This is a genomic window from Micromonospora sp. CPCC 205558, assembly GCF_036902955.1.
Classification (GTDB): domain Bacteria; phylum Actinomycetota; class Actinomycetes; order Mycobacteriales; family Micromonosporaceae; genus Micromonospora.
Genome location: NZ_JBAKHR010000023.1, coordinates 1 through 18,673, shown reverse-complemented (window position 1 = coordinate 18,673; position 18,673 = coordinate 1). Strand labels below are relative to the sequence as shown.

The 18,673-nt window shown below is 69.6% G+C and carries 12 protein-coding genes and 2 pseudogenes; 8 read left to right on the top strand and 6 right to left on the bottom strand.

Features of this window, described 5'->3' with window-relative positions; genetic code table 11:
- Nucleotides 1–48: 48 nt before the first annotated feature.
- A complete protein-coding gene (locus tag V6U86_RS23405) occupies nucleotides 49–1,461 on the bottom strand; it encodes an FAD-dependent oxidoreductase (protein ID WP_334506480.1) in 1,413 nt (470 codons plus the stop codon).
- Between the two features lie 73 nt (nucleotides 1,462–1,534).
- Nucleotides 1,535–3,802, bottom strand: coding sequence for a serine/threonine protein kinase (locus V6U86_RS23400; protein WP_334506478.1), 2,268 nt, complete (start codon nucleotides 3,800–3,802; stop codon nucleotides 1,535–1,537).
- 195 nt (nucleotides 3,803–3,997) lie between these two features.
- Here V6U86_RS23400 and V6U86_RS23395 point away from each other — a divergent pair, with 195 nt between their 5' ends.
- Entirely contained in the window at nucleotides 3,998–4,621 is a 624-nt protein-coding gene (locus tag V6U86_RS23395; RefSeq protein WP_334506476.1) for a hypothetical protein, read from the top strand.
- 127 nt (nucleotides 4,622–4,748) lie between these two features.
- A pseudogene (locus V6U86_RS33445) lies at nucleotides 4,749–5,024 on the top strand (hypothetical protein); the annotation flags it as partial.
- A 114-nt stretch (nucleotides 5,025–5,138) separates the two neighbouring features.
- Here V6U86_RS33445 and V6U86_RS23390 read toward each other — a convergent pair.
- Nucleotides 5,139–6,521, bottom strand: a complete 1,383-nt coding sequence (locus V6U86_RS23390; RefSeq protein ID WP_334506474.1) for a cation:dicarboxylate symporter family transporter — start codon at nucleotides 6,519–6,521, stop codon at nucleotides 5,139–5,141.
- Nucleotides 6,522–6,618: 97 nt separating this feature from the next.
- Here V6U86_RS23390 and V6U86_RS23385 point away from each other — a divergent pair, with 97 nt between their 5' ends.
- The gene (locus tag V6U86_RS23385; RefSeq protein ID WP_334506472.1) at nucleotides 6,619–8,205 is read left to right on the top strand and encodes a sensor histidine kinase; all 1,587 of its coding nucleotides are present in this window, start codon (nucleotides 6,619–6,621) and stop codon (nucleotides 8,203–8,205) included.
- Nucleotides 8,202–8,891 carry a response regulator gene (locus tag V6U86_RS23380; protein WP_334506470.1) on the top strand — a complete coding sequence of 230 codons (690 nt, stop codon included), beginning with the start codon at nucleotides 8,202–8,204 and terminating at the stop codon, nucleotides 8,889–8,891. Before V6U86_RS23385 ends, V6U86_RS23380 begins: the two co-directional genes overlap by 4 nt.
- A 109-nt stretch (nucleotides 8,892–9,000) precedes the next feature.
- Here the strand turns inward: V6U86_RS23380 and V6U86_RS23375 are convergent, their stop codons facing one another.
- Complete coding sequence (locus V6U86_RS23375) at nucleotides 9,001–9,309, bottom strand: helix-turn-helix domain-containing protein (protein WP_442934999.1); 309 nt, start codon at nucleotides 9,307–9,309, stop codon at nucleotides 9,001–9,003.
- Nucleotides 9,310–9,646: 337 nt separating this feature from the next.
- On the opposite strand from V6U86_RS23375, the gene abc-f reads away from it, so the two are divergent.
- Entirely contained in the window at nucleotides 9,647–11,284 is a 1,638-nt protein-coding gene (gene abc-f, locus V6U86_RS23370) for a ribosomal protection-like ABC-F family protein (RefSeq protein ID WP_334506468.1), read from the top strand.
- Nucleotides 11,285–11,339: 55 nt separating this feature from the next.
- On the opposite strand, the gene dnaE is transcribed toward abc-f, so the two are convergent.
- A complete protein-coding gene (gene dnaE, locus V6U86_RS23365; RefSeq protein WP_334506467.1) occupies nucleotides 11,340–14,870 on the bottom strand; it encodes a DNA polymerase III subunit alpha in 3,531 nt (1,176 codons plus the stop codon).
- 132 nt (nucleotides 14,871–15,002) lie between these two features.
- On the opposite strand from dnaE, the gene V6U86_RS23360 reads away from it, so the two are divergent.
- Entirely contained in the window at nucleotides 15,003–15,623 is a 621-nt protein-coding gene (locus V6U86_RS23360) for an L-threonylcarbamoyladenylate synthase (RefSeq protein WP_334506465.1), read from the top strand.
- Nucleotides 15,624–15,834: 211 nt separating this feature from the next.
- Here V6U86_RS23360 and V6U86_RS23355 read toward each other — a convergent pair.
- Nucleotides 15,835–16,845: pseudogene (locus V6U86_RS23355) on the bottom strand (RNA-guided endonuclease InsQ/TnpB family protein); the annotation flags it as partial.
- 436 nt (nucleotides 16,846–17,281) lie between these two features.
- Between V6U86_RS23355 and V6U86_RS23350 the strand changes: the two are divergent.
- Both V6U86_RS23350 and V6U86_RS23345 read left to right on the top strand, forming a co-directional pair.
- Nucleotides 17,282–17,623 (top strand): PadR family transcriptional regulator, encoded by a 342-nt coding sequence (locus V6U86_RS23350; RefSeq protein ID WP_334506463.1) that lies wholly within the window; start codon nucleotides 17,282–17,284, stop codon nucleotides 17,621–17,623.
- Nucleotides 17,620–18,567 carry a permease prefix domain 1-containing protein gene (locus V6U86_RS23345; protein WP_334506461.1) on the top strand — a complete coding sequence of 316 codons (948 nt, stop codon included), beginning with the start codon at nucleotides 17,620–17,622 and terminating at the stop codon, nucleotides 18,565–18,567. The genes V6U86_RS23350 and V6U86_RS23345 overlap by 4 nt, the downstream gene beginning before the upstream one ends.
- Nucleotides 18,568–18,673: the final 106 nt, after the last annotated feature.

Here is an 18,673-nt window from a genome sequence, read left to right as displayed (position 1 = left end):
CACCATTCTCCACGGCGGCACAGGGTGGGCGGCGGGTTTGGCGACGAATCACCGCCGGGAGCTGCCGAGCAGGCCGAGCCGGAGGGCCCGGAACAGGGTGCCGGGGCGGCTCAGCGCGGCCGGATGGTCGAGCATCGTGGTGACCCGACCCAGCCGGGCATTGAGCACCGGATCGGTCAGCGACGCCCGGAAGAGCAGATCCCCGAACCACTTGGTGACCTTGTAACCGGGTGGGTAGGGCCCGTCGACGTGCGGCAGCTCGATGTCGGCGGTGGTGGAGATCTGCCAGGCGGCGTCGACCACCACCCGGACCTGGTCGAAGTACGCCCGCGCGGGCTCGTCGTGCGGCGTCGGACCGGACCGCAGATACTTCGACAGGCAGGAGGCGTGCAACGTCGCGGAGGTCATGCCCTGGCCGTACACCGGGTTGAAGGACGCGACCGCGTCGCCGGCGGCGACCAACCCGGCGGGCAGGCGGTCGAGCTTGTGGAAGTCGCGGCGCCGGCTGTCCGCCTGGTGGTAGGTGACCACCCCACCGAGCATCTCCCCGTGTTCGGCGATGTCACCGAACATCTGCGGGTAGTGCTCCCGGCAGCGGGTGGTGAAGTCGGCGACGTCGCGGCTGGGCCGGTCCCCGTCGTACCCGGCCACCAGCATGATCCAGCGGTCCCCCTCGACCGAGTTGATCCCACCGATGCGGGCGGTACGCCCCCTGCCCGCCATGGTGTGGAAGACCGCCACCCACGCGTCGCTGACCTTTTCGTCGCGCCTGAAGAGCGCCGTGGCGTAGTTCAACCTGATCGGCATGCGCTGCATCGGCGGGCGCGGCCACCCGTGCTCGGCCAGCCAGTCGCTCAATCTGCTGGACCGCCCCATGGCGTCGACGACCAGGTCCGCCGCCTCGACGATGGGCTCGGTGCCGCCGTCGGGCACGTACCGGGCGCCGGTGACCCGCCGCTCGTCGAAGAGCAGGCCCTCCGCCCGGCCGTACACCATCTTGATGTTGTCGACGGCGAGGGTGCGCCGCCGGACCAGCGCCTCCAGGAACGGACGCGTGGTGATCAGCGCCGGCCCGGTGCCGGTCGCCGCGGGCGGCAGACCCAACATGCCGTTCACGAAGACCTTCGCCGTGCCCGGGTCGCGCGGCGGCGGCGGGGCGCCGAGCGCGAGCGCCTCGTCGGCGATGCCGGGAAACCAGCGCTCCAACTGGACCTGACCGGCGGGCAGCAGCGCGTGCACCTGACTGCCCTGCGGCACCCCCGGCCGTGGTCCGGCGTCGACATCGGACGGATCCCGTTCGATGACCAGCACTTCCTCGGCGTGGTCGCTCAACACCCGAGCCGCCAGCAACCCGGCCATGCTGCCACCGAGCACCACCGCACGTCGCATGACCACTCTGGTCTCGGCCGGTCGTTCGGCCGTCGCTATCTCCGCGAAGAGTCGGGACGGAGAGGGGGGCATGCGATCACTCCTCGGACGGTCGGGAAAGCTCGGCATCCACGACCGTAACCACCGCAGCCCACGTCGTCAGCGATCAGCTGGACCGCCACTTCTGGTTGGCGTTGCCGGTGCACTGCCAGATCTGCAACCGGGCGCCGTTGTCCGGGTTCGAGTCGACCACGTCGACGCACCTGTCCGCCTTGGTGTTCACCAGGTCGTACGCCTTGTTGAGGGTGAACCTCTGCGACGACGCACCGGAGCATTCGGCCAGGATGACGTGCGCCCCGTCCTGGGTGGAGTGGCCGGCGACATCCAGGCACATCCCCATCGACCGGACGGTGCCGTCCGACGGGAAGGTCCACAGCTGCTTCGCGGTCCGTCGGCAGTCCCAGATCTGCAGTCGCGCGCCGGCGTAGGCGTTGCCCTCGGGGATGTCGATGCAGCGGTCACTGGCGAAGCTGGAGATCTGCTTGCCGGCGGGCGTGCTGGTCTTCGTCGGAGACGGCGGCGGAGCAGACGGCGGCTGCGCCTGGTTCCCGGGAGCGGTGGTCGTGCCGCTGCCCGTACCCGGCGACGGCGGCCCCACGCTGGCCGACGGCGGCGCGCTGGGAGACCGGGACGGCGGGGCACCCGCGACCGGTAGGCCCTGGAAACCATCAGTGATCAGCGCGAGGACGGGAGCACTCGCGGACCATTCGGCGGCCGAGGTGGTCCAGTCGATCGAGTACGCGTGCCCGTTGTGGCCGACGAACACCCGGCTCGACCTGTGCATCGGCGTGCCGTCCTCGTCGGTGTACGTCCACGCCCACTCGGCGGCCCGCAGCTGGTAGCGCAACGCGTCGAGCCGGACCTGCCGATACTTGGCGTACCGCCCGCGTTGCGCCGCCTCGCGCGCCCGCAGCTCCGCGACCAGGTCCGCGGGGACGGACCGGAGTTCGTCGACGACGAGCACCCGGCTGCCGTCCGGCTCGCGGAACACGGCACGCTCACCGTCGCGTCGGGCCTGCCAGCCGTCCGGCACGGGTACGAGGAAACGCGGATCGTCGCGGTGGTAGCGCCAACCCGCCGGCGCCGGTGGCAGCACCCTGGACACCGGCGTCTCGGCGATGGGCGACGGGTTCACGGCCGGCGCCGCCACTTCGCCGTCACCCGCGGCACCGAACAGCCCGCCCTTGAGCAGGGACGCGGCCACCAGCAGAACGACCAGCAGCGCGGCTGCCGCGATCGACCCGATCAGTCGCACCCGACGCTTGCGGAACGCCTCGGACCCCGGCGCGGCTGGAGCAGCCGGCGGCGCGGCGACAGCCGCCGCGGCAGGGACAGTCGACGCGACGGGACCAGCCGACGCGGCAGGGACAGCCGACGCGGCAGGACCAGCCGACGCGGCAGGACCAGCCGACGCGGCAGGGACAGTCGGCGCGGGCGGAGCGGGTTCGGCGGCGACGAACTCGGGCACAATCGGCGGACGGGGCAGGTCGGCGGTGGTGGTGAGCTGATTCGCCGGTCCGCCGCCGGTGCTGCTCAGCTGGACGGCTGGCACATCCGGAATGGCGGCCTGGCGCAGGAGCCGATCGGCCTCCTCGGCGGTGATCCGCTGATCCGGCTCCCGGCGCAGCAGTCCTTCCAGGAGCGGGGTCAGCCGACCGGCTCGTCGCGCCGGCGGTGGCGGTTCGGTGGCGAGGGCTGCCAGCGTGGCGAGGGGAGACGAGCGGTGGTACGGGGTGCGTCCCTCGACCGCCGCGTAGAGGGTGGCGCCGAGCGACCACAGGTCGGCCGCCGGCCCCACGTCGCCGTCGGTGGCCCGCTCGGGTGCGAGGAACGCCGGCGAGCCGAGCACCATCCCGGTCTGGGTCATCCGTGGGTCGCCGGGGAGGGTGGCCAGACCGAAGTCGGTCAGCACCACCCTGCCGTCGTCGGCGAGCAGCACGTTCGCCGGCTTGACGTCCCGGTGCAGCACACCGGCGCGGTGTGCGGCCCGCAGCGCGCCGAGGATGCCCAGCCCGATCTGGGCGGCGCGGTCGGCCGGCATCGTCCCCTCGGCTTCGAGCACCTGCTGCAGGGACCGGGACGGCACGAGCTCCATCACGATCCAGGGGTCGCCGCCCGAGTGCAGCACGTCGAAGACGCGTACCACATTGGGGTGGCCCAGGCGGGCGACGGCCCGCGCCTCGCGCATGGACCGTTCGCGCATCTCCCGGCGCTCGTCGTCGCGCAGGCCGGGCGGTGCCACCAACTCCTTGATGGCGACGTCGCGCTGGAGCATCTCGTCACGGGCCTGCCACACGCGGCCCATCCCGCCCTGACCGAGCGGACGGACCAGCCGATAGCGATCGGCAATCAACTGTGGAGAGGCGTCTGGCACGCCAGGCAAGGTACCTGGCCAAGTTTACGTACCCAATTTTTGCGGCAGATGGAAAAGCGACAGTTGGATATGTCACACGCAAGATCGACTGCTGATCGATCGTTCATTTCGACATAAATCCATGATTGGGAACGAGCACTGTCGCCCACCGCAATGTTACCAACGCGTATATCGGTAACCTGCTATGAATATCGAATGAATTCGAATTCTGCGCAGCGCCGGACCGGACGCGTCACGGTCTGGTCGGGCCTCCTGTGCCTCGCCGTGCTGCTGTCCGCCTGCACGCCTGCGGGTGACCCGCGCCGGCCCGCCACGGCACCGGCCAACCGGGCAACGCCGTCCACCGACGCCAGCCTTGGTGGGCCACCATGCACACCGTCGGTCGATGCGCTGCCGGCACCGCCGGCCGGCTATCGGTTGGTGGGGACGGACGTGGCGGTGCCCGACGCCACCGTGATGTCGATGCAGGATTCCGGCGAGGCCGATCCGGCGGCGCGGCTGTTCGCCAAATGGGGCCTCGTCGTCCGTGCCGGCAGAGTCGTCGACCTGCGGGTGGCACCGGGCTGGCCGGACAGGGCCCGGCTCGGATGGGGCGGCACCGGCACGCCCGCGGCGAGCGTCACGGTGCACGCCTGCCCGCCGGAGGGCGAGCCGGCCCAGTGGGTGGCCTTCGTCGGCGGCACCTGGGTCGCGCAGGCCGCCTGCGTGCCGCTCATCGTGACGTCGAACGGCCAGACCGACCACGTCAACCTCGGCATCGGCACCCCCTGCAAGAACACCCCCATCCATGCGCCGCCCACCCTCCGCCACCCCGGTTGATCAAGAGGTTTGCGTCACGACACCCCGCGATGAATGACGCAAACCTCTTGATCAACGAGGGCGGCGGGGGCGGAGGCGCCGCAGGGCGGGCGGGGTACGCGACCTCTGGTCGCTCTGCTGCTGGTGGCTGCGGTCGTGGGAGGTCTTTCTCCTCACCAATCGTCCCGATGAATGGTGGTACGTCGGCAGAGGACTCCTCCGAATCCATCGAATCGCTCACGTGGCGATTCACGTCGCGGCCGACCCTTTTCCCCAATCGCAGAACGAACCGAACAGCGTCGAGGAATTCACCAACCGATTGTTGGGCTTGACCCGAGACATGTCGGCCGCCGGGCCGGCGGCCCCGGCGGTGGCCGGGCAACAGATCACGGACGGAATGCCGGCACTGCGCGCCACCTCCCTCGCCGAGCGTCGCGCCGCGTACCTGACCGGAGCCTCGAGGCCCAGCGGAGTGGATCACGGCGTGAACCGGGGTCGCGGCGGCACTCGGCCACCGGGACCCGGTCCACGCCGTGACTCAGACCGCCGCTCCGACGGGCATGGCCTCCTTCTCGTCGAGGCGGGGCGCCGCCTCGTCGTCGTGTTCGTCGATCATCGTGGCCTCGTCGAACGGGTCGTTGCCGCTCAGCACGCCGACCGCCCGATCCCGATCGAACTCGCCGGTCCAGGTGCCCACCAGCACGGTCGCCACCGCGTTGCCCGCGAAGTTGGTCAGCGCCCGAGCCTCCGACATGAACCGGTCGATGCCGACGATCAGCCCCACCCCGTCGACGAGGTCCGGCCGGTGCGACTGGAGGCCGCCGGCCAGCGTGGCCAGCCCGGCGCCGGTGACTCCGGCGGCGCCCTTCGAGGCGATGATCATGAACAGCAGCAACGAGATCTGCTCGCCGATGGCCAACGGCTTGCCCAACGCGTCGGCGATGAACAGCGACGCCATGGTCAGGTAGATCGCCGTACCGTCCAGGTTGAACGAGTAGCCGGTCGGCACCGTAATGCCGACGACCGGCTTGCTCACGCCGAAGTGCTCCATCTTGGCGATCAAACGCGGCAGCGCCGACTCCGACGACGAGGTGGACAGGATCAGCAGGAACTCCCGGCCCAGGTAACGCAGCAGCGAAAAGATCGAGATCCGGGCCACGAACCACAGCAGCGCGCCCAGGAAGACCAGCACGAAGATCAGACAGGTGGCGTAGAAGCCCACCATGATCTGGGCGAGACTCTTGAGGGCGTCCACGCCGGTCGCGCCGACCACGGCGGCCATCGCGCCGAACGCGCCGATCGGCGCCAGCCACATGATCATGGCGAGCACCTTGAAGACGACCCGCTGGATAACGGTGATGGCGCTGAGTACCGGCTCACCCCGCCGGCCCATGGCCTGCACGGCGAAGCCGACCAGCAGTGCGACCAGCAGCGTCTGGAGCACCTTGCCCTCGGTGAGCGAGGACAGCAGCGTGGTCGGGATGATCCCGAGCAGGAAGTCCGCCGTACCGGCGGCCTCGTCACCGGCGGCGGCCTTGCCGGAGCCGGCGAGGTCCGGGCCGAGGTTCAGACCGGAGCCGGGGTGGATGAGGTTGCCGACGACCAGGCCGATGGCCAGCGCCACTGTCGACATGGTCAGGAAGTAGCCGAGGGCCAGGCCGCCGACCTTGCCGACCTTCGCGGCCTGCCGGACGGAGCCGACGCCGAGCACGATGGTGCAGAAGATGACCGGGCTGATCATCATCTTGATCAGGTTGACGAAGCCGGTGCCGATCGGCTTCAGTTCCTTGCCGAAATCGGGGGCGACCAGGCCAACTACGATGCCGGCGAACACGGCCACGATGACGGCCAGATACAGGTAACGGGTACGGTCCCGGCGGACCGCCGACGCCGGGGTGGTGACGGATGAGGTGGTGTCCATGTCGACAATGTGAAGCGCATCTCACCCGTTGACAGCCTTGCGGTCATTCTGTTCACCGCGGCGGCAGCAACGGTGGCGCGAAGAGGAGGTGGTGGAGGTGGCCCGACGCCAGTGGAGCATCGCGGGACAACTCTTCGCCCTCCAGGCAACTGTGGTGACGTTGCTCGTGCTGGCCGGCGCGGCGGGCGCCGTCTGGCTGGCCCGCAGCGACTCCCGCCAGGCCGCGCAGGAGGAGGTGCTCGCCGTGGCGCAGACCGTGGCGCGCTCCCCCGACGTCCGCGCGGCCCTCACCACCGCCGACCCCGCGAGGGTCCTGCAGCCGTACGCCGAATCGACCCGGCTGGCCACGGGCACCGACTTCGTGGTGGTGATGGCCCCCGACCGCACCCGTTTCTCGCACCCGACCCGGGACCGGATCGGCGAGCCGTTCGTCGGCGAGATCGGGCCCGCCCTGGCGGGTCGCGCGTTCACCACCACCAACGTCGGCACGCTCGGCGAGTCGGTGCGCGCGGTCGTTCCGGTGTACGACGAGCAGCGACGCCTCGTCGGTCTGGTTTCGGTGGGCATCACCACCCGGGCGATCAATCGCAAACTGCTCGGCCAACTGCCGGTGCTGTTCGGGGTGGCCGCGCCGGCTCTGGCGCTCGCCGCGACCGGCTCCTGGCTGCTCAGTCGCCGGCTTCGTCGCCAGACGCACGGGCTGGGCCCCGCGCAGATGACCCGGATGTACGAGTACTACGACGCTGTTCTGCACTCGGTGCGCGAAGGTCTCGTCGTGCTGACCACCGATCGTCGGGTGGCGCTGGTCAACGACGAGGGCCGCCGGTTGTTGGGGCTCGACGCGGACGCGCCGGTGATCGACCGGCCGGTGGCCGGGATCGACCTGCCGCCCGCGGCGGCGGAGTTGCTCGCTTCCGGGCGCGACGCCCACGACGAGTCGATCGTCGCCGGTGACCGGGTGCTCGTCGCCAACCAGCGGACCACCCGCTTCGAGGGCGCGGTGCTCGGCACCGTGCTGACCCTGCGTAACCAGACCGAGCTGCGCACCCTGGCCAGCGAGCTGGATTCGGTGCGGGCGCTGACCGAGGCGTTGCAGGCGCAGACCCACGAGTCGGCCAACCGGCTGCACACCGTGCTGACCCTGGTCGAGCTGGGCCGCGCCGACGAGGCGGTCCGGCTCGGCACCCGGGACCTGGCCCTCGCCCAGCAGCTGACCGACCGGGTGGTCGGCGCGGTGACCGAGCCCGCGTTGGCCGCGCTGCTGCTCGGCAAGTCCGCGCAGGCCGGCGAGCGCGGGGTGGACCTGGTCATCGAGCCAGACTGCCGCCTCGATGACAGCCCGCTGCCGACCGGTGACCTGCTCACCGTGGTCGGCAACCTCGTCGACAACGCCCTGGAGGCGGTGGCCGGCACGGCGGCGCCACGCCGGGTGCGGGTCTTCGTCGGCGCATCCGACGACGAGCTGGTCGTCCGGGTCGCCGACAGCGGCCCCGGGCTGGCCCCGGAGCGGGTCGCCGACGCGTTCCGACGCGGCTGGTCCACCAAGAACACCGGCCGAGGTCTCGGCCTGGCGCTGGTCGGTCAGGTGGTGCGCCGGCACGGCGGTAGCGCCGAGGTGGGCCGCTCGGACGATGGCGGCAGCCTGTTCACCGTCCGGCTGCCCGGCAGAATCGAGCGGTCATGACCGCCATCCGCGTGCTGGTCGTCGAGGACGAACCACTGCTGGCCGAGGCGCACAGCGCGTACACCGAACGGGTTCCGGGTTTCATCGTGGTCGGGGTGGCACACACCGCGCGGGCGGCGATGGCGGCCCTGCGCGCGGGCGGCGGCGTGGACCTCGTACTGCTTGATTTTCGGCTGCCCGACCTGCACGGCCTGGACGTCTGCCGGGCGTTGCGCGCGGCCGGCAGCAGCGTCGACGTGCTCGCGGTGACCTCCGCGCGGGACCTGGCGGTGGTGCGTACCGCCGTCTCCCTCGGGGTCACCCACTACCTGCTCAAGCCGTTCACGTTCGCCGCGTTCCGCGACAAGCTGGAGCGCTACGCCGACTACCGCGCCCAGGCGCTCGCCGACGGCGAGGTCGCCGCCCAGCACGAGGTGGACCAGATGTTCGCCACCCTGCGCGGCACGGCCGGGCACAGCCTGCCCAAGGGGCTCGACGCGCAGACCCTCGATCGGGTACGCGCCGCCCTCACCGACGGCACCCGCACGGCTGCCGGGCTGTCCGCGACCGAGGTGAGCGCGCTGACCGGCATCTCCCGGGTGACCGCCCGCCGCTACCTGGAATACCTGGTGACGGTCGACCGAGCCGCCCGCACCCCCCGCTACGGCACTCCCGGCCGCCCGGAGGTCGAGTACCGCCCCCGCTGACGCCTCGCCGATCTTGCACTTTCTGTCGGGACCATTGACCGCAATAGCGGTATTTCGACAACAGTAAGTGCAAGATCGACGGTCGCAGCAGGCAACAGTGCCGCGCAGGTCAGGCGATCTGACGGAGGTCGTCGCCGTAGTCGAAGATGATCCGCATCCGGGCGCCGAGCGCTCGGGCGTATCGGCTCAGCGTCGCGACCTCGTTGGCCTCCAGGTCACCGTTCTCGATCTGGCTGACCCGGCCGGGCGTGACACCCATCAGCTCGGCCACCTGCCGCTGGGTCAGGCCCAACCGCTTGCGCTCCTCGGCAAGGCAGCCCTCATACGCAATCTCAACCGCTGGAATCGCCTCGTCGTACCACCGACTCCAATCCCCTGCCTTATTGCCGGCCCAGCAGCACGGCCTGGGACCATGGATCGAAGACGAACAGCCCGTTGTCGTCTTGATCGCCCAGCGACGTGGCGGCTCATGAGACATGGACCAGCTATAGGCTGGCCTATACATCGAGCGCGGCGCCCTATTGCGGTGGCGGAGCGAAGATCCGTTGTTAGACTCGGCGGAGTTGGGTTAGCGGTACGACCAGGGAGACCAGACATGGCGGGTGACGACGACATCTCCGGGTGAGACCGGATGTGTTCGGCCACCGGTCCGGCGCGCGTAGGCGCAGCCGCCGGGGCCATGACGTCGTTCCACCGGTCCCGTTTGTCGTCGGGCGCGCTCGAACGCGCCCAACCCACCCTTTGAGGTCACTCGCATGTCTGATGCGTTCATCGTCTGCTCGAACCTGTCCTTCTCCTGGCCGGACGACACCCCGGTCTTCTCGGAGCTGTCCTTCACCGTCCCGGGCGGCCGTACCGGCCTGGTCGCGCCCAACGGCGCCGGCAAGAGCACCCTGCTGCGGCTGATCGCCGGGGAGCTGCGGCCCAGCGGCGGCAGCGTCACCGTCGACGGTGTGCTCGGCTACCTCCCGCAGACCCTGCCGCTGGTCGGCGACCTGACCGTGACGCAGGTGCTCGGCGTCGCCGAGCGGATCGCGGCGTTGCACGCCATCGAGGCCGGCGATGCCAGCGAGGCGCACTTCGCCACCATCGGCGACGACTGGGACATTGAGGAGCGCACGCGCGCGGAGCTGGACCGGCTCGGCCTCGGTGACCTGGAACTCGACCGGCGGCTGCACACCCTCAGCGGCGGTCAGGTGGTCTCCCTCGGTCTGGCGGCCCAACTGCTGCGCCGCCCGGACGTGTTGCTGCTCGACGAGCCGACCAACAACCTGGATCTGGCGGCCCGGCACCAGCTCTACGAGGTGCTGACCGACTGGTCCGGTTGCCTGCTGCTGGTCAGTCACGACCGGGAGCTGCTGGACCGGATGGACCGCATCGCCGAGCTGGACCGCGGCGAGATCCGCTGGTACGGGGGCAACTTCACCGCGTACACCGAGGCGGTGCAGGCGGCGCGGGAGGTGGCCGAGAGCAACCTGCGCAACGCCGAGCAGGAGGTCAAGCGGGAGAAGCGGGAGATGCAGCAGGCCCGGGAGCGGGCCGACCGGCGAGCCAGCAACGCCTCGAAGAACCTGAAGAACGCCGGCCTGGCTCGGATCGTCGCTGGTGGGCTCAAGCGCAGCGCGCAGGAGTCGGCGGGCAAGGCGCAGGAGACGCACGCCGGCCGGCTCGGGCAGGCCAAGGCCCGACTCGACGAGGCCGGGCGGGCGGTACGCGACGAGGACCGGATCACCGTCGACCTGCCGGACACCAGCGTCCCGGGCGGGCGCACGGTCTTCTCCGGCCAGGGGATGCGGGCCCGCTTCGACGACCGGGAGCTGTTCGGGGGCGACGGCGCGGATCTGGTGATCCGGGGGCCGGAGCGGATCGCGCTCACCGGGGCGAACGGTGTCGGCAAGTCCACCCTGCTGCGCCTGGTCGACGGTGACCTGGAGCCGGCCGGCGGCGAGATCCGGCGGGCCGACGGGCGGATCGCGTACCTGTCGCAGCGGCTGGACCTGCTGGACCTCGACCGCACGGTGGCGGAGAACTTCGCCGCGTACGCGCCGAACCTGCCGGACGCCAAGCGGATGAACCTGCTGGCCCGGTTCCTGTTCCGGGGCGCCCGGGTGAACCTACCGGTTGGGGTGCTCTCCGGCGGTGAACGGCTGCGCGCCACCCTCGCCTGTGTGCTGTGCGCCGAACCGGCGCCGCAACTGCTGCTGCTCGACGAGCCGACCAACAACCTGGACCTGGTCAGCGTCGGGCAGTTGGAGAGCGCGCTCGCCGCGTACCAGGGGGCGTTCGTGGTGGTCAGCCACGACGAGCGGTTTCTCGCCGAGATCGGCGTGCAGCGCTGGTTGCGGCTGGCCGACGGTCACCTGCGGGAGATCAGCGCCCCAGAGCGGGTCTGAGCCCAGCAACCGTCCTCGGTCCGGTCGGACGTACACCGACCGGGCCGAGGTGCGGTCAGCTCACGTTGGCCGGGCCGAGGACGCTCTTCAGGTCACCCATCAGCGCGGTCGTCGCCGCCACCCGGAACGGCCCCAGCCGCAGGGTGGTGGTGCGCCCGCCGTTGAGCAGTTTGACGTGCACCTCGGTGTCGCCAGGGTGCAGCACCAGGGTCTCCTTGAGCTTCTCCACCAGCGGTGGTGTGCAGCGGTGCACCGGGATGGTGAGGGTGACCGGCTTGTTGGTGGCGCTGGTGCTGACGTCCGGCATGGACATGTCCATCGCCATGATCCGTGGGGTGTCGTCGCGGCGGTCCACCCGACCCTTGACCACCACGATGGCGTCTTCGGCGATGTACTGCCCGATCACCTCGTAGGTGTTGGGGAAGAACAGCGTCTCCACCCCACCGGCCAGGTCCTCCAGGGTGGCCGAGGCCCAGGCGCGGCCCTGCTTGGTGACCCGGCGCTGCACCCCGGAGAGGATGCCGGCGAGGGTGACGACCGCCCCGTCGGGCACCGCGCCCTCCTCGGCCAACGAGGCGATTGTGGTGTCGGCCGCCGCGTTGAGAATGTGCTCCAGGCCGAACAGCGGGTGGTCGGAGACGTACAGGCCGAGCATCTCCCGCTCGAAGGCCAGCTTGTCGCGCTTGTCCCACTCGCTGTCGCCGATGGTCGGCATCACCGTGGTGCTGCCGGTGTCGGCGTCACCAAAGCCGGCGCCGAACAGGTCGTACTGGCCGACGGCCTCCTTGCGCTTGACGTCGGCGTACGCGTCGATCGCGTCGGCGTGCACCGCGAGCAGGCCCTTGCGGGGGTGGTCCATCGAGTCGAACGCGCCCGCCTTGATCAGCGATTCGATCGTCTTCTTGTTGCAGACCACCGCGTCCACCTTGGACAGGAAGTCGTAGAAGTCGGTGTACTCGCCCTTCTCCTCCCGGCACCGCATGATCGAGGCGACCACGTTCGCCCCGACGTTGCGCACAGCGGCCAGGCCGAAGCGGATGTCCTTGCCGACCGGGGTGAACGGCCCGGCCGAGGTGTTCACGTCCGGTGGCAGCACCTGGATGCGCATCCGGCGACACTCGGACAGATAGAGGGCCATCTTGTCCTTGTCGTCACCGACGCTGGTCAGCAGCCCGGCCATGTACTCGGCCGGGTAGTGCGCCTTGAGGTACGCCGTCCAGTAGGAGACCAGGCCGTACGCGGCGGAGTGCGCCTTGTTGAAGGCGTACCCGGCGAACGGCACCAGGACGTCCCACACGGCCTGGATCGCCTCGTCGGAGTAGCCGCGCTCGCGGCAGCCGTCCCGGAACGGGATGAACTCCTTGTCGAGGATCTCCTTCTTCTTCTTACCCATGGCCCGGCGCAGCAGGTCCGCCTGACCGAGGGTGTAGCCGGCGAGGATCTGCGCGGCTCGCTGCACCTGCTCCTGATAGACGATCAGGCCGTGGGTGGGCGCCAGGATCTCCCGCAGCGGCTCCTCCAGCTCCGGGTGGATCGGCGTGATCTCCTGCAGGCCGTTCTTGCGCAGCGCGTAGTTGGTGTGCGAGTCGACGCCCATCGGGCCGGGCCGGTACAGGGCAAGGACGGCGGAGATGTCCTCGAAGTTGTCCGGCTTCATCAACCGCAGCAGCGACCGCATCGGCCCACCGTCGAGCTGGAACACGCCCAGGGTGTCACCGCGGGCCAGCAGCTCGTACGCGGCCTTGTCGTCCAGCGGCAGGCCCAGCAGGTCGAGCTTCCGGCCGTGGTTCAGCTCGATGTTCTTGACCGCGTCGTCGATGATCGTCAGGTTGCGCAGGCCGAGGAAGTCCATCTTCAGCAGCCCGAGCGACTCGCACGTCGGGTAGTCGAACTGCGTGATGATCGCCCCGTCGGCGTCGCGGCGCATCAACGGGATGTGCTCGATGATCGGCTCGGCGGACATGATGACGCCGGCGGCGTGCACACCGGTCTGCCGGATCAGCCCCTCGATGCCCTTGGCCGTGTCGATCACCTTGCGGACGTCCGGGTCGGAGTCGTACAGGCCGCGGATCTCGCCGGCCTCCGCGTAGCGGGGGTGTTTGGTGTCGAAGATGGCGGTGAGCGGGATGTCCTTGCCCATCACCGCGGGTGGCATCGCCTTGGTGATCCGGTCGCCGACCGCGTACGGGAAGCCGAGGACCCGGGCCGAGTCCTTGATCGCGGCCTTCGCCTTGATCGTGCCGAAGGTCGCGATCTGGGCGACCTTGTCCTCACCCCACTTGTCGGTGACGTACTTGATCACCTCGCCGCGCCGACGCTCGTCGAAGTCGATGTCGACATCCGGCATCGAGACCCGCTCGGGGTTGAGGAACCGCTCGAAGATCAGGCCGTGCTGGATCGGGTCCAGGTCGGTGATGCCCAGCGCGTACGCGACGAGCGAGCCGGCGGCCGAACCACGGCCCGGTCCCACCGCGATGCCCTGGTTCTTGGCCCACTGGATGAAGTCGGCGACCACCAGGAAGTAGGACGGGAAGCCCATCTGGTTGATGACGCCCAGCTCGTACTCCGCCTGGACGACGTGCCCCTCCGGGATGCCGTTCGGGTAGCGGCGGGCCAGCCCGGCGAACGTCTCCTTGCGGAACCAGGACTCCTCGGTCTCGCCCTCGGGCACCGGGAAGCGCGGCATCAGGTTGTGGAACTCGAACATGCCCTTCGGGTCGACCTTCTCGGCAACCAGCAGGGTGTTGCGGCAGCCCTGCTGCCACAGCTCGGACGAGTCCACCGCGCGCATCTGGTCGGCGCTCTTGACGAAGTAGCCGCCGCCCTCGAACCGGAACCGGTTCGGGTCGTCGATGTTGCTGCCGGTCTGCACGCAGAGCAGCACGTCGTGGGCGGTGGCCTGCGCCTCGTGGGTGTAGTGCGAGTCGTTCGTGACCACCGGCGGGATGTCCAGCTTGCGGGCGATCTCGGTGAGCCCCTCGCGGACCCGGCTCTCGATGGAGAGGCCGTGATCCATGATCTCCAGGAAGTAGTTGTCCTTGCCGAAGATGTCCTGGTAGCTGGCGGCGACCTTGAGCGCCTCGTCGAACTGGCCCAGCCGCAGTCGGGTCTGCACCGCGCCCGACGGGCAGCCGGTGGTGGCCATGATGCCCTCGGCGTGCTCGGCGATCAACTCCATGTCCATCCGGGGCCACTTGACGTAGTGCCCCTCCATGGAGGCGCGGGAGTTGAGGGTGAAGAGGTTCTTCAGGCCCTGCGCGTTCTTCGCCCACATGGTCTTGTGGGTGATCGCGCCGTTACCGGAGATGTCGTCGCTCTTCTGCTCCGGGCGACCCCACTTGACCCGTGCCTTGTGATAGCGCGACTCCGGCGCCACGTACGCCTCGACGCCCAGGATCGGGGTGATCCCGGCGGCCATCGCCTGGTTGTAGAAGTCGTTCGCGCCGTGCATGTTGCCGTGGTCGGTGATCGCCACCGCCGGCATGCCCAGCCGCTTGGCCTCGGCGAACAGGTCCTTCAGTCGGGCCGCTCCGTCGAGCATCGAGTACTCGGTGTGCACGTGCAGATGCGCGAACGAATCGGCCATGCGTGGCGCCCCCCGGCGGTGTGGATCTTGTTGGTCGGAGCCGACCGGCACCTACCCTACCGAGGTGATCTCGGCGGCTCCACCGTCCGCGCCGAGGGTGGCCCTCATCTCCCCCACGACTAGTCTCGGAGCATGGCGAGGTACTACGACGTGCACCCGGAGAACCCCCAGCCCCGGGTCATCGGCCAGGTCGCCGACCTGATCCGCGGCGGTGGGCTGGTGGCGTACCCGACCGACTCCTGCTACGCGCTCGGCATCCAGTTGGGCAACCAGGACGGGCTGGACCGCATCCGACAGATCCGGCACCTCGACGACCGGCACCACTTCACGCTGGTCTGCCACGACTTCGCCCAGCTCGGTCAGTTCGTCCAGATCAGCAACTCGGTCTTCCGCCTGGTGAAGGCGTCCATCCCGGGCAGCTACACCTTCATCCTGCCGGCCACCCGGGAGGTGCCCCGCCGGATGCTGCACCCGAAGAAGCGCACGGTCGGCGTACGGGTGCCCCGGCACACCGTCACCCAGGCACTGCTGGCCGAGCTGGCCGAGCCGCTGGTGTCCAGCACGCTGGTCCTGCCCGGCGACGAGGAGCCGATGACCCAGGGCTGGGAGATCAAGGAACGGCTCGACCACCAGCTCGACGCCGTGCTCGACGCCGGTGACTGCGGGATGGAGCCGACGAGCGTGATCGACCTGTCCGGGCCCGAACCGGAGATCCTGCGCCGGGGCGCCGGGGACGTGTCCCGCTTCGATTGACATCCTCTCCGCCCTGAAGGACGGGGATTCCCTCCACGCCGCGCGTGGAACACGCGGCGTCCGGGTGGGTTACCGCTTCGCCGCGCGGTGCCGGGACGAGTCCCGGTCTTACCTGCGCTCCACGGTCGTTTCCGTTGTCCGCCTGTCCGGCGGCCAACACGTTCAGCGCCGCATTCACGTCCCGGTCGTGGGCTGCTCCGCAGGGGCAGTCCCACGCTCGGACGTTGAGCGGCATCTTCTCGTTGATCTGGCCACAGACAGAGCACGTGCGAGTGGACGGGAAGAACCGATCCACCCGGCCGAATGTGCGCCCGTACCTCGCGGCCTTGTACTCCAACATGCCCACAAACGACGCCCAACCGGCATCGTGCACGGACTTCGCAAGACGGGTCCGGCCGAGACCGGCGACGCACAGGTCCTCGACATAGATCGCTTGGTTCTCGCGAACTACCTTCGTGGACAACTTGTGCTGCCAGTCGCGGCGGCTGTCAGCCACCCGCACGTGCGCTCGAGCCACCTTCGCGACGGCCCTCTTTCGGCGGTTGCTGCCCTTTCGCTTGCGCGAGAGGGCCTGCTGCAACCGCTTGAGCTTGCGGGCAGCGCGGCGCAGGAACTTCGGCGCGGCGACCTTCGTGCCGTCCGAGAGAACCGCGAAGTGGGTCAGCCCCAGGTCGATACCGACTTCCGACTCGACCTCGGACAGCGATGCGTCCATGGTCCGCACGACGAACGAGGCGAAGTACCGGCCGGCCGCGTCCCGGATCACCGTGACCGAACTGGCCTCGGTTGGCAAGCTGCGCGACCAACGCACCTCCACCTCGCCGATCTTCGGCAGCCGCAGACGGCCGCTGTCTAGGACCGTGAACCGGGAGTTCTTCGTGAACCGGATCGCTTGCCGGTTGTCCTTGCGGGACCGATACCGGGGCGGGGCCACCTTGCGGCCCTTGCGTTTGCCGGTAACCGAGGCGAAGAAGTTGCGGTACGCCACATTCAGGTCCGCCAGGGCCTGTTGCAGCACGACCGAGGACACCTCGCCCAACCACGCCCGCTCCGGCGTGCCCTTGGCCAGGGTGATGACCCGCTTGGACAGGTCCCCATCGGAGATCCACTCTTCGCCCGCCTCGCGTGCCCGCTCACGCAGACGCAGCCCGTCGTTGAACACCACACGCGCGCACCCGAACGCTTTCGCCAACTCGATCTGCTGGCCCGGCGTCGGGTACACACGGTAGTTGTACCGGAGCTGCACCACACCAACGTATCAATGGTTTCTGGCTGAAATCGAAGACATACGCGCTGGCAGGTGCTGCGTATCGCGACGCGTGTCCAGTTGGGTTCCGTGACGAAGTTCCGGCAGAGGGTGGTCAAGGCTCGCACTTCGCCGACTCCCGCCAGCAGGGCGCCGCTGAGCGTCCTGCGGCAGGACATCGAGCAAAGAGCCGTCCGGCTTTGGCGATGCTCCGATCTTGGCGGCCCTCCTAACACCGACCTTCGCCCCCGCTGAAGAGCGGCGCACCCGGGCTGCACTCCAATATCGGACGTTGAACAGCTCGCAACGACCCTCCGGTTACTGCCGTCGCCCAAATCAGGAACATTGTCGTATGCGGCACCACTGTTATCGCTGTAGACAACAGTGTGTGTCACACAGTATGGTGTGACGTATGGTTAGCGAGGACGTTCTACGGACGCACCTACAGGAGTTGCGTCGAGGCACCGTCGTGGTGGCCAGCCTGGTCGCGCTCCGCCGACCGGACTACGGCTACGCACTGCTGCAACGGCTCACCGGCCACGGCTTCCCGGTCGACGCCAACACGCTCTACCCACTGCTGCGTCGCCTGGAGGACCAGGGCCTGCTGACCAGCGAGTGGAACACCGAGGAGAGCCGACCGCGCAAGTTCTACCGGACCAGCGACGAGGGCGAGTCGATGCTGAGCCGGCTTCTCGACGACCTCGCCGCCGTGCAGACCTCCATGACCGGGCTGATCCAAGGAGTGGACCGATGAACACCCTGACCGATCGCTACCTCGCCGCCACCCTGCGCTCGGTGCCCACCCAGCGCCGCGACGAGATCGCCAGCGAGCTGCGCGCCTCCATCGACGACATGATCGAGGCTCGGACCGACGGCGGCCAGGACACCGCCACCGCCGAGCGCGAGGTGCTCACCGAGTTGGGCAACCCCGACGTGCTGGCCGCCCGGTACGCCGACCGCCGGCTGCAACTCATCGGCCCGACCTACTACCTGATCTGGCTGCGGCTGCTGAAGCTGTTGCTCAGCTTCATCCCGGCGCTCGTCGGCACGATCTTCACCATCGTCGAGGCCGCCGAAGGAAAGGGCTTCGGTGCCATCGGGCCCGGCATCGTCGTGGCCATGCAGGTGGCCGTGCAGATCACCTTCTGGCTCACCCTGACCTTCGCCATCATCGAACGCTCGCAGGCCACCGTGGACCTGCCGGAGTGGACCGTCGACCAACTGCCTGACGCACCGGTGCGACGGGGCATCCCCCTCGCCGACACCATCGCATCCGTGGTCATGTTGGCGCTGACCATCGCGTACCTGCCGTTCCAGCACTACCAGTCCTGGGTACGCGGCACCGACGGCGAGAACATCCCGATCCTCGACCCGGCGCTGTGGTCGTTCTGGCTGCCGGCGCTGATCGTCGTGCTCGCCGCCACCATGGTGTTCGAGATCGTCAAGTACCGGATCGGGCGCTGGACCTGGCCGCTGTTCGGCATCAGGGCGCTGCTCAGCCTGGCGTTCGCGGTGCCGCTGGCGTGGTTGGCGCTCTCCGACCGACTGCTCAACCCGGCCCTGGCCGAGCGCCTGAGCTGGTTGGCTGAGGCAGACAACCGGGACGTCCTCGGCCTGGTCATCGCGCTGAGCGCGGCCGTGGTCGCGGTCTGGGACCTGGTCGACACCTCGATCAAGACGCGCCGTCAGACGGCGTGAGCGACATCCCACCGGCGGGCCGGCGCGCACCCCCCCCCCGGCCGGCGCCCGGCCGCCGGCCCCCCACCCGGCCGCCCGCGCCGCCGGCCCGGGGGGCGGCCCGGCA

Coding starts and splice junctions, on each gene's coding strand:
- V6U86_RS23405 (WP_334506480.1), bottom strand. CDS start 1,461: ATGCCCCCCTCTCCGTCCCGACTCTTCGCGGAGATAGCGACGGCCGAA.
- V6U86_RS23395 (WP_334506476.1), top strand. CDS start 3,998: ATGAATTCGAATTCTGCGCAGCGCCGGACCGGACGCGTCACGGTCTGG.
- V6U86_RS23390 (WP_334506474.1), bottom strand. CDS start 6,521: ATGGACACCACCTCATCCGTCACCACCCCGGCGTCGGCGGTCCGCCGG.
- V6U86_RS23380 (WP_334506470.1), top strand. CDS start 8,202: ATGACCGCCATCCGCGTGCTGGTCGTCGAGGACGAACCACTGCTGGCC.
- abc-f (WP_334506468.1), top strand. CDS start 9,647: ATGTCTGATGCGTTCATCGTCTGCTCGAACCTGTCCTTCTCCTGGCCG.
- dnaE (WP_334506467.1), bottom strand. CDS start 14,870: ATGGCCGATTCGTTCGCGCATCTGCACGTGCACACCGAGTACTCGATG.
- V6U86_RS23360 (WP_334506465.1), top strand. CDS start 15,003: ATGGCGAGGTACTACGACGTGCACCCGGAGAACCCCCAGCCCCGGGTC.
- V6U86_RS23350 (WP_334506463.1), top strand. CDS start 17,282: ATGGTTAGCGAGGACGTTCTACGGACGCACCTACAGGAGTTGCGTCGA.
- V6U86_RS23345 (WP_334506461.1), top strand. CDS start 17,620: ATGAACACCCTGACCGATCGCTACCTCGCCGCCACCCTGCGCTCGGTG.